The organism is Micrococcus sp. KRD096 (assembly GCF_017168495.1).
GTDB lineage: Bacteria > Actinomycetota > Actinomycetes > Actinomycetales > Micrococcaceae > Micrococcus > Micrococcus luteus.
This window is the reverse complement of record NZ_JABFAY010000016.1, coordinates 32485-42789: the sequence shown is the minus strand read 5'-3', so window position 1 is coordinate 42789 and position 10305 is coordinate 32485. Positions and strand designations below refer to the sequence as shown.

Below are 10305 nucleotides of genomic sequence, written 5' to 3'. Positions count from 1 at the left end.
CTCTCCACCCCCGCGCCCCCCACCACGCCGGCTGGGGTGACGTGGATCACGTTGGAGGCTAGGGTGTGGGGACCGACGATCGCCCATCCCCAGGAGGTCGCGATGACCGTGCCGTCCTCGTCGGCGGAGCATGCGCTCGACGCTCGCCCCGAGCTGCCGGGCGAAACCGTGTCCCGCGTCGCCATGACGCCCGCGGCGCTCGAGCTGATCCGCCGACTCCTCCCGATCCACGGCCCGCTCATGTTCCACCAGTCCGGCGGCTGCTGCGACGGCTCCGCGCCCATGTGCTATCCCGCCGGCGACTTCACGACCGGCGCCGCCGACGTCCTGCTGGGCACCTTCGCGCTGCCGGCCGAGGGGGACCAGGCCGCCGTGGAGATCCCGTTCTGGATGTCCGCCGCCCAGTTCGAATACTGGAAGCACACCCACCTCACCCTGGACGTGGTGGACGGGCGCGGCTCCGGCTTCTCCGTCGAGGCCCCCGAGGGCAAGCGGTTCCTGATCCGCTCGCGGTTGATGGCAGGCTCGGGATGAGCTCGACCCTCGCCACCGGCGCCTACCGACGCGCCGTGGACCGGGCCCACGAGTCCCTCGCCGCGGTCCGCCTGTCGCTCGCGCCGTCGTCGCCCACCGCTCCGGCCGGCGCAGACCAGGGCCTGCGCGCCGCCCTGCAGGGGCTGCGGCGAGAGGTCCGTGAGTCCTGGCTGCGCTCCCTCGGCGCCCTCACCCCCGCGGTACCCGGCCAGACCGACCCGGCCACCCTCTCCGACGACGACCTCGCCGCCGCCCGCCGAGACCAGCGCCTCGCCGTGGCCCTGCCGGTGGTCCGACGCATGCTCATCCACCCCGCGGCCGAGGCCGGGATGCTCGCCGCGATCGGCAACGCGCGCGGCCACCTGCTGTGGGTCGAGGGCGACCGGACCGCGGTGCGCCACGCCGAGACCATGGGCTTCGTGGCCGGCGCCGACTGGTCCGAGGCGTCCATGGGCACCTCCGCCCCCGGCATCGTCCTCGCGACCGGCGCCCCCACGCAGGTCAGCCGCGGCGAGCACCTGAGCCCGCGCGTGCACCCGTGGAGCTGTTCGGCCGTCCCGCTCACGGACCCGGCCACCGGGCGGCTCGTCGGGGTCCTGGACCTCACGGGCGGCGAGGACGCCGTCAGCCACCTCGCCCTGCCGCTGCTCCAGGCCACCGTGGACGCCGTGCACGCCGCCTGGCGGGACCTGCCCGCCCCGTCCCGGGGCCGTCCCCGCGGCACCGCCCCGACGCCGGGCCCCTCGGCTCTGCCGTCCGCCTCGCCGGCGCCGAGCCCCGCCGCCGCGCCGCACCGCCACGACGCCGCCGCGGGCCTGCTGCGCGTCACCGGCCACCTGCCGCCCACGCTGGACGGGGTCGAGCTCACCGGCCGGCACGCCGAGATCCTCACCCTCCTCGCGTGGCACGGCCCGGGCCTGACCGGCGCCGAGCTCGAGGTCGCGCTGTACCCGGAGGAGACGGCCGGTCCCCGGCCCGCGCCGGGCGCCGCCCCCGCCCGCGCCATCTCGCTGCGCGCCGAGGTGCACCGTCTCCGCCGGGCGTTGCAGGACGTGGGGGCGCCGGTGGCACTGCTGTCCCGGCCGTACCGGCTCGTGGGGGAGGTGCACGCGGACCTGCTGTGCGCGCGGGAGGCGCTGCGCGCCGGGGATCTGGACCGTGCGCTGCACGCGGCGGCCGGGCCGGTGCTGCCGCGGTCAACGTCCCCCGGTGTCGCCTCGATCCGCGCGGAGCTGGGGGAGGCGCTGCGCGAGGCCGTCGCCCAGGACGCGGATGTCGACCAGCTCTGGGCCTACCTGGGCCGCCCCGAGGCCCGCGACGACGTCGAGCTCTGGGGCGCCGCCCTGCGTCTGCTGCCGACGGACTCGCCGCGGCGTGCGCTCGCCGTGGCCACGCTCGAGCGGATCGAGCGGGACCTGGCCTGACTCGGCCCGCCCCTCACCCGCGCTCGGCCGCAACCTTCGTGCAACCTCCTTGTGACTAGCGTCACAGCCACGGCAGGGCGCCACCCGGCGCCGAGGCAACCGCAGGCAAAGGAGCCAGCACCATGACCGTCTACGCATTCCCGGGCACCGAGGGAGCCAAGGTCGAGTTCAAGTCCCGCTACGAGCACTTCATCGGCGGAGAGTGGACACCCCCGGTCAAGGGCCAGTACTTCGAGAACGTCACGCCCGTGACGGGCAAGGTGTTCTGCGAGGTCGCCCGCGGCACGGCCGAGGACATCGACGTCGCCCTCGACGCCGCCTGGAAGGCCGCCCCGGCCTGGGGCGCCACCTCGGCGGCCGAGCGGGCGCTCGTGCTGCACCGCATCGCGGACCGCATGGAGGAGAACCTCGAGATGCTGGCGGTCGCGGAGACGTGGGACAACGGCAAGGCCGTCCGGGAGACCCTCAACGCGGACGTCCCGCTGGCCATCGACCACTTCCGGTACTTCGCCGGCGCGATCCGCGCGCAGGAGGGCGGCCTGTCCCAGGTGGATGAGGACACCGTCGCCTACCACTTCCACGAGCCGCTCGGCGTGGTCGGCCAGATCATCCCGTGGAACTTCCCGCTGCTGATGGGGGTGTGGAAGCTGGCGCCCGCGCTGGCCGCGGGCAACGCCGTCGTGATCAAGCCCGCCGAGCAGACGCCGGCCTCGATCATGGTGTTCATCGAGCTGATCGCGGACCTGCTGCCGGCCGGCGTCGTCAACGTGGTCAACGGCTTCGGCCTCGAGGCCGGCAAGCCGCTCGCGCAGTCGCCGCGCATCCGCAAGATCGCGTTCACGGGCGAGACGACGACGGGCCGGCTGATCATGCAGTACGCCTCGGAGAACATCATCCCGGTGACCCTGGAGCTGGGCGGCAAGTCGCCCAACGTCTTCTTCGAGGACGTCATGGCGGCCGACGACGCCTACTGGGACAAGGCGCAGGAGGGCTTCACCCTGTTCGCGCTGAACCAGGGCGAGGTCTGCACGTGCCCGTCGCGGGCGCTCGTGCAGGAGTCGATCGCGGAGAAGTTCCTCGACGCCGTCGTGGAGCGGACCTCGCGCATCGTGACCGGCAACCCCCTCGACACGGACGTGATGATGGGCGCCCAGGCCTCCAACGACCAGCTCGAGAAGATCACGTCCTACCTGGACATCGGCCGGCAGGAGGGCGCCGAGGTGCTGATCGGCGGCGCCCGCGCCGAGATGGAGGGCGAACTGTCCGGCGGCTACTACGTGCAGCCCACGATCTTCCGCGGGGACAACTCGATGCGCATCTTCCAGGAGGAGATCTTCGGGCCGGTGGTCTCGACGACCACGTTCACCGACTTCGACGACGCCATGCGGATCGCCAACGACACGCTCTACGGGCTCGGCGCCGGCGTGTGGTCCCGGAACGGCAACACCGCCTATCGCGCGGGCCGGGCGATCCAGGCCGGTCGCGTGTGGGTGAACAACTACCACGCCTACCCGGCCCACGCCGCGTTCGGCGGGTACAAGTCCTCCGGCATCGGCCGCGAGAACCACCTGATGATGCTCGACCACTACCAGCAGACCAAGAACCTGCTCGTCTCCTACTCCGAGGACAAGCTCGGGTTCTTCTGAGCCGGTGCCGGCACCGCACGACCCCCCTCCCCACTCCACGAAAGGTGATCCCCATGACCACGATGAAGGCAGCCGTCGTCACCCAGTTCGGCACAGAGGCCGACGTCACGGAGGTCGAGCGCCCGACGCCCGGCCAGCACCAAGCGCTCGTGAAGCTCATCTCCTCGGGCGTCTGCCACACGGACCTGCACGCGATGGAGGGTGACTGGCCGGTGAAGCCGACCCCGCCGTTCATCCCGGGCCACGAGGGCGTGGGCATCGTCGAGGAGGTCGGACCCGACGTCGAGAACCTCAAGGTCGGGGACATGGTCGGCAACGCGTGGCTGTGGGGCGCGTGCGGCCACTGCCAGTACTGCCGCACCGGGTGGGAGACCCTGTGCGAGGAGCAGATCAACGGCGGCTACTCCATGAACGGATCCTTCGGCGAGTACATGCTCGTGGACGCCCGCTACGCGCCCCTGATCCCCGAGGGCGCGGACCCGATGGAGGTCGGCCCGATCCTGTGCGCCGGCGTCACGGTGTACAAGGGGCTGAAGCAGACCGAGGTGCGGCCCGGGCAGTGGGTCGTGATCTCCGGCATCGGCGGCCTGGGGCACATCGCGGTGCAGTACGCCGTGGCGATGGGCATGCGCGTGGTGGCCGTGGACGTCGCGGACGACAAGCTGGCGCTCGCCTCCCGGCACGGCGCGGAGCTGACCGTGAACGCGAACGTCGCGGACCCCTCCGTGGAGATCCAGGAGAAGATCGGCGGCGCCCACGGCGTGCTCGTCACGGCCGTGCACCCGCAGGCGTTCGGCCAGGCCATCGCGATGACCCGCCGCGGCGGCACCATCGTGTTCAACGGCCTGCCCCCGGGCGACTTCCCCGCGCCGATCTTCGACATCGTCCTCAAGGGCCTGACCATCCGCGGCTCGATCGTGGGCACCCGGCAGGACATGGTCGAGGCACTCGAGTTCTACGAGGCCGGGAAGATCCACCCGACGTTCCACACCCGCCCGCTCACCGAGATCAACGACGTGTTCGACGAGATGCGCCACGGCAAGATCGAGGGCCGCGTCGTCATCGACTACGCGATGCAGGACTGACGTGTCGCCTGGGCGTCGGCTGGGCGCGGGGTAGTATCGACACATCACGCGCACCAGTGCGACGGCGGTCGTCCCGCCCGGAGACCCGGGCCGGGGCGGCCGCCGTCGTCGTCGCGGGGACGGGGCGGGCCGCAGCGATTCCGGTGCGCGAGCCTCAGCGGGCCGCGGCCGGGGCGACGCCGTCGCGCAGCCACTCCAGCGTGGCCGGCCAGAAGGTCGGCGCGAACCGCGCGTGGAACAGTCCGAAGTGCCCGATCTCCGCGACACCGAGCTCCTCCGGTCGCACCCGCCAGCGCACCGTCCGCCGACCCGGCGAGTAGGCGTCCGCGCGGTCGAGGGCGGCGTCGGTGCCGAAGTCGTCGTCGACGGGCGCCACGATCAGCGCGTCCGCCGTGAACGCGGCCAGACGACGGCGCAGCTCGTCCAGGCCGGCGGCGGTGCGGGCGCTCGCGGTGAAGTCGCGGCGACTGCGCGCCCAGTCCAGGGCGACCCCGCGCGGCAGGTCCTCGAGCCAGCCGAGCCGCCGCCCCGGGAAGTGCCCGCGGGCCAGCGTGATCGCGGGCATCGCCGCGTGCCACCGCGCCCACATCCGTGCCCGCCCCGGCCGCGCCCGGTAGTCCCGCCAGTAGGCGTGCTGCCCGCCCACGGCCACGTGCCGGGCCACGTGACGCGCCTCGTCCGCGAGCCCGATGCCGAACCCGCCGTAGCTGTGGCCCACCGTCAGGAGGGGGCCGGGCAGGTGCGTCCGGGCCCAGCCGAGCACGGCGTCCGCGTCGAGGGCGCCCCAGTCCGCCCACCGCGCCTGCCGGGCCACGGCGAACGGCTCGCGGGACTCCCCGACACCCCGGTAGTCGAACGTGACCGCGTGGAACCCGTGGTCGGCGAGGAACGCGGCGTAGCGCCGGTAGTACGTGGCCTTCACCCCGGTCGCCGAGGCGATCACCACCGCGCCGGCGGGTCGGGCCGGGGGCGTCGTCGTGGGGGGTCGTGGGGGCGAAGTGGCGGGCCGCGAGCACGAAGCCGTCGTGGGCGCGGAGGCGCACGGGGGTGGAGGCGGTCTGTGTCACGCCGCCACCCTAGGCGCGGGGCGGCGCGACCTGCGACACAGACCTGCGACACAATGGGCCCATGACTGAGACCCCCCAGAGCTCGTCCGGCCGGAGCCGGGACGAGATCCTCGCCCGCCTCGAGGAGATCTACGCGAACGACCCCGCGGTGCGCGAGCACGGCGTCACCCTCGGCGAGGTGGCCGAGGGCCGCGTGGTGCTGCACCGCGACGTCACCGCGGACATGGTGAACTCCCACGAGATCTGCCACGGCGGCTTCCTGTTCCACCTCGCGGATTCGGCGCTGGCGTACTGCGTGGCGACCTTCGGCGCCGCCCCCGTCACCCGGCGCGCCGAGATCACCTACGTGGCGCCCGCCAGGCTCGGCGCGCACCTCGTGGCGACCGCCCGCCAGTCGGTGGAGTTCGGCCGCGACCGCATGATCGAGGTCGGCATCGAGGCGGACGGCCAGCTCGTCGCCTGGTTCACCGGCCACGCCACGAGCCCGCGGGTGCACGCATGAGCGCCGGGCAGGACGCGACGACGGCCGGGCCGGTCGTCGAGTCGGTGGAGCTGCACGTGGCCGCGGGAGCGGAGGCGGCGTTCGAGGCCGCTGTCGCCGAGGCCGAGCCGCTGTTCCGGGACAAGGGCGCGACGTCCTTCGCGCTGTCCCGGCAGGTGGAGGACCCGGCGCGCTACCGGCTGCTGATCGGCTGGCGCACGCTCGAGGACCACACCGTGGCCTTCCGCGAGTCCGACGCGTTCCTCGCGTGGCGTGCGCTCGTCACCCCGCACCTGGCGCAGCCGCCGGCCGCGACCCACTGGTCCGCCGTCTGACCCCCGCACCCCCCGTTTTCGTTCGGGAAACGGCGGTCCCCGGCGCGTTTTCGTTCGAGAAACGGCGCGAGGGCCGACCGTTTCCCGAACGAAAGTGCCCGACACGCCGCCGTTTCCCGAACGAAAGTGCCGACTGAGACGCGGTCGGTTCAGAGGTGACGGCCGGCCAACCGCGTGAGGCTCGACTGGATGCCCCGCCCGTTGTCCGCCGGCACCCGCAGCAGCTCGTACGCGCGGCGCACGGCCGGCCGGGCCCACGAGTAGTCGAAGGTCTCGGTGACCTCGGTGGTGCCGTCCCCGTTGTCCCGGAACGCCCAGCGCCACCGGTGTCCGCCCGGGTGGGCCCACTCCACGAGCTCGTCCTCGTCCACGGCGGTGGCGGTCAGCGTCATCGTGTACGGCACCCCGTACTTTCGCATGGCCACGCGGAACCGGTCGCCCACGGCCAGCCGGTGCGGCCCGCTCACCTTCGGCCGCACGGTCCCGGATCCGTCCGCCTCGTGATGGCGGTGCGGGTCCGCGAGCATCGCCCACAGCTCGTGCGCCGGCGCGGCCACGGTGACCCGGTAGGACACCTGGTGCTCGCCGGTCTCCACGCGCTCGGGCCACGCCGCCTGCGGGGCGGCCTGCGGCAGCCCGGACGACGACGGCGCGGCGGCGGACTCGGTCTCGGGGGTGGCGGACGAGGGGGTCGGCTCGGTGCTCATGCCGCCCAGTCTAGGAACCGCCGCGGACACCGGAAGCGGAGGCGACGGCACCCCTCGGCGGGACACCACAGGACTCTTGCCGGGGGCCCGCCCCGGGCCTAGGGTCAGGTCATGGGCGCATGGGGCAGAAACGTCTTCCAGAACGACACCGCGCTGGACATCGTGGACGAGGTCCTCGACGGCACCTTCGACCTGGACGAGTTCCGCAAGAACTTCCGTCGCGACGAGGACGAGGGCCACCTGACCGCGAGCCAGGGCGCCGCACTCCTCACCCTCGGGGCGCTCGTGCGGATCGCCCGGAACGAGGACCACGCGGACCTCGAGGCCCTGCTCGAGCACGCGGAGACGGACGAGGTGGACCTCACCGCCTTCATCGACCAGTTCTCGGACGAGGACGTCGAGACCCTGCGCGAGCTGATCGGCGTGGTCATCCGCGAGCCCTCCTGCTCCGAGCTCTACCAGCTCTGGGAGGAGTCCGGGGAGCTCGAGCAGTGGCTCGAGTACTCCCGCGAATGCCTGCCCTGACCGGCCGGCCGGGCAGGGGTGGACCCCCGACCGGTCCGCGCTCGGCCCCGCCCCGGCTCAGCGCGCGTAGCGGGTGAGCCGCAGCGAGTTCAGCACCACGAGCACGCTCGAGGCCGCCATCGCGCCGCCGGCGATCATCGGGTTGAGCAGGCCCAGGGCCGCGACCGGGATGCCGAGCACGTTGTAGAGGAACGCCCAGAACAGGTTCATCCGGATGATCCCCAGGGTGCGGCGGCTCAGGTCGAGCGCCTGGACCACCTGGTGCAGGTCGTCGCCCATCACGGTGATCTGCGCGGCCTCGCGGGCCACGTCCGTCCCCGAGCCCATGGCGATGCCCATGTCCGCCGCGGCGAGCGCCGGGGCGTCGTTGACGCCGTCGCCCACCATGGCCACCACGGCGCCCTCGGACTGCAGGCGCGTCACCACGTCCACCTTGTCCTCGGGGCGCACGCCGGACACCACGTCCGCGGCCGGGATCCCGACGGCCTCCGCCACCTGGGCGGCGACGGCGGCGTTGTCGCCGGTCACCAGCAGCGGGCGCAGGCCCATCTGCCGCAGGCGGGCGATCGCGTCGGCGGAGGTGTCCTTCACGGTGTCCCGGACGGACAGGACGCCCGCCACGCGGCCGCCGACCGCGACCCACACGGCCGTGGCGCCGGCCTGCTCCGCGGCCTCGAACGCGGCCCGGTGCTCGGCGAGGATGCCGCCGTCGAGGGCGGTCTCGAGGACGGAGCCGCGGCCGACGGCCACGCGGACCGGATCCGGGCCGGCGGCGCCGTGCGCGCCGGAGCCGGGTGCGCCGTCGTCGTGGGGGAGGGCGACCAGCCCGGACACGCCGCCGCCGGCCGTGGAGGCGAAGTCCGCCACGCCGGGCACGGTCAGGCCGCGCTCCTCGGCGCCGGCCACGATCGCGCGGGCGATCGGGTGCTCGGACCCGCGCTCGACGGCGGCCGCCAGGGTCAGCAGGACGTCGGCGGCCTGGTCCGGCGCCGTTTCGTCAACGAAAGCGCTCCGGGAGGCGCCCGTTTCGGCCACGAAAGCGGGGTCGAGGACGAGCACGTCCGCCAGCGCCATGCGGCCCTCGGTCACGGTGCCGGTCTTGTCCAGCACGATCGTGTCCACGGTGCGCGAGTCCTCGAGCACCTCGGGGCCGCGGATGAGGATGCCCAGCTGCGCGGCGCGGCCGGTGCCGGCCAGCAGGCCGACCGGGGTCGCCAGGCCGAGGGCGCACGGGCACGCGATCACGAGCACGGCCACGCCGGCGCGCAGCGCGGACGGCAGGTCGCCGGTCACGATCATCCACACCGCGAAGGTCAGCACGGCGATCCCGAGCACGATCGGCACGAACACGGCGGAGATGCGGTCGGCCAACCGGGCCACGCGCGCCTTGCCGGTCTGCGCCTCGGAGACGAGCCGCCCCATCTGGGCGAGCGTCGTGTCCGAGCCGACCCGCGTCGCGCGGGCCACGAGCCGGCCCGAGGTGTTCAGGGTGGCGCCGGTGAGGGCGTCCCCGGGGCCGACCTCCACGGGCACGGACTCGCCGGTGAGCAGGGAAGCGTCCACGGCCGAGGTGCCCTCGAGCACCTCGGCGTCCGTGGGCACCTTCTCGCCGGGGCGGATCAGCACGACGTCGCCCGGCGCGAGGGACTCGGCGGGCACCGTGCGCTCGTCGTGGGTCTCGGGGTCGTAGAGGGTGGCCTGGGCCGCGCCCAGGTCCAGGAGGGCCCGCAGCGCGGCGCCGGCCTCCCGCTTGGCGCGGGCCTCGAGCCAGCGGCCCAGCAGCAGGAACGTGGTGATGACCGCGGCCGTCTCGAAGTACAGGCTGTGGTGGGCCATCTCCGCCATGGTCCCGCCCACGTGGGCGGTCATGTCCGGCGCCAGGATCAGCTCCACGGCCGAGAAGGAGAAGGAGACGAGCACGCCCAGGGACACGAGGGTGTCCATCGTGGACGAGCCGTGCCGGGCCGCGCGGAACGCCGCCGAGTGGAACGGCCACGCCGCCCACAGCGCCACGGGCGCCGCCAGGGCGAACGCGACCCAGCCCCAGTGCGGGAACTGCAGCGCCGGGACCATGGAGATCAGCACGAGCGGCACCGTCAGCACCGCCGCGCCGATCAGGCGCGGTGTGAGCACGTCCTCACTCGGACCGTGGGCCATGTGGTCGTGGTGGTCCACGCCGTCATGGTCCGCGGCATGCTCCTCGCCGTGCTCGGAGGTGTGCGCGTGCCCGGCGTGTCCGGCGTGTCCGGCCGGCGGGGCGGGACGGCGCACGGTGGCGCCGTACCCGGCCTTCTCGACGGCGGCCACGAGCTCCTCGTCCGAGACGCCGGCGGGCGCGGTGACGGTCGCCTGTTCGAGCGGCAGGTTCACGGACGCCGTGACGCCCTCGAGCTTGCCCAGCTTGCGCTCGACGCGGCCCACGCACGAGGCGCAGGTCATGCCGGTGATGTCCAGGTCGACGCGGCGGGTGGTCTCGGACTGCGGGCCGGCCGGGGTGGAGG

The 10305-nt window shown here is 73.8% G+C and carries 10 protein-coding genes; 7 read left to right on the top strand and 3 right to left on the bottom strand.

Features of this window, described 5'->3' with window-relative positions; all coding sequences use genetic code 11:
* Window positions 1–102 precede the first annotated feature (102 nt).
* From J1M41_RS07345 to adhP, 4 genes are all read left to right on the top strand, one after another.
* On the top strand, window positions 103–534 hold the full coding sequence (locus J1M41_RS07345) for a DUF779 domain-containing protein (RefSeq protein ID WP_036316759.1): 432 nt from the start codon (window positions 103–105) through the stop codon (window positions 532–534).
* Window positions 531–1958, top strand: coding sequence for a helix-turn-helix domain-containing protein (locus tag J1M41_RS07340; RefSeq protein ID WP_206451457.1), 1428 nt, complete (start codon window positions 531–533; stop codon window positions 1956–1958). The genes J1M41_RS07345 and J1M41_RS07340 overlap by 4 nt, the downstream gene beginning before the upstream one ends.
* A gap of 122 nt (window positions 1959–2080) precedes the next feature.
* Window positions 2081–3604: an aldehyde dehydrogenase family protein gene (locus J1M41_RS07335; RefSeq protein ID WP_206451456.1), complete on the top strand. Its 1524-nt coding sequence runs from the start codon at window positions 2081–2083 to the stop codon at window positions 3602–3604.
* Between the two features lie 53 nt (window positions 3605–3657).
* Window positions 3658–4689 (top strand): alcohol dehydrogenase AdhP, encoded by a 1032-nt coding sequence (adhP, locus tag J1M41_RS07330; protein ID WP_192593772.1) that lies wholly within the window; start codon window positions 3658–3660, stop codon window positions 4687–4689.
* Between the two features lie 154 nt (window positions 4690–4843).
* On the opposite strand, the gene J1M41_RS07325 is transcribed toward adhP, so the two are convergent.
* Entirely contained in the window at window positions 4844–5635 is a 792-nt protein-coding gene (locus J1M41_RS07325) for an alpha/beta fold hydrolase (RefSeq protein WP_342214081.1), read from the bottom strand.
* A 182-nt stretch (window positions 5636–5817) separates the two neighbouring features.
* Here J1M41_RS07325 and J1M41_RS07320 point away from each other — a divergent pair, with 182 nt between their 5' ends.
* Together J1M41_RS07320 and J1M41_RS07315 are read left to right on the top strand one after the other, a co-directional pair.
* Window positions 5818–6258, top strand: a complete 441-nt coding sequence (locus J1M41_RS07320) for a hotdog fold thioesterase (RefSeq protein WP_206451455.1) — start codon at window positions 5818–5820, stop codon at window positions 6256–6258.
* Window positions 6255–6572 carry a putative quinol monooxygenase gene (locus J1M41_RS07315; protein ID WP_020624654.1) on the top strand — a complete coding sequence of 106 codons (318 nt, stop codon included), beginning with the start codon at window positions 6255–6257 and terminating at the stop codon, window positions 6570–6572. Before J1M41_RS07320 ends, J1M41_RS07315 begins: the two co-directional genes overlap by 4 nt.
* A 149-nt stretch (window positions 6573–6721) precedes the next feature.
* On the opposite strand, the gene J1M41_RS07310 is transcribed toward J1M41_RS07315, so the two are convergent.
* Window positions 6722–7279 (bottom strand): SRPBCC family protein, encoded by a 558-nt coding sequence (locus tag J1M41_RS07310; protein WP_020624655.1) that lies wholly within the window; start codon window positions 7277–7279, stop codon window positions 6722–6724.
* Window positions 7280–7390: 111 nt separating this feature from the next.
* On the opposite strand from J1M41_RS07310, the gene J1M41_RS07305 reads away from it, so the two are divergent.
* Window positions 7391–7804: a DUF4259 domain-containing protein gene (locus J1M41_RS07305; RefSeq protein ID WP_036316745.1), complete on the top strand. Its 414-nt coding sequence runs from the start codon at window positions 7391–7393 to the stop codon at window positions 7802–7804.
* Between the two features lie 57 nt (window positions 7805–7861).
* Here the strand turns inward: J1M41_RS07305 and J1M41_RS07300 are convergent.
* A partial coding sequence (locus J1M41_RS07300) for a cation-translocating P-type ATPase (RefSeq protein WP_241247829.1) occupies window positions 7862–10305 on the bottom strand: 2444 nt, incomplete at its 5' end.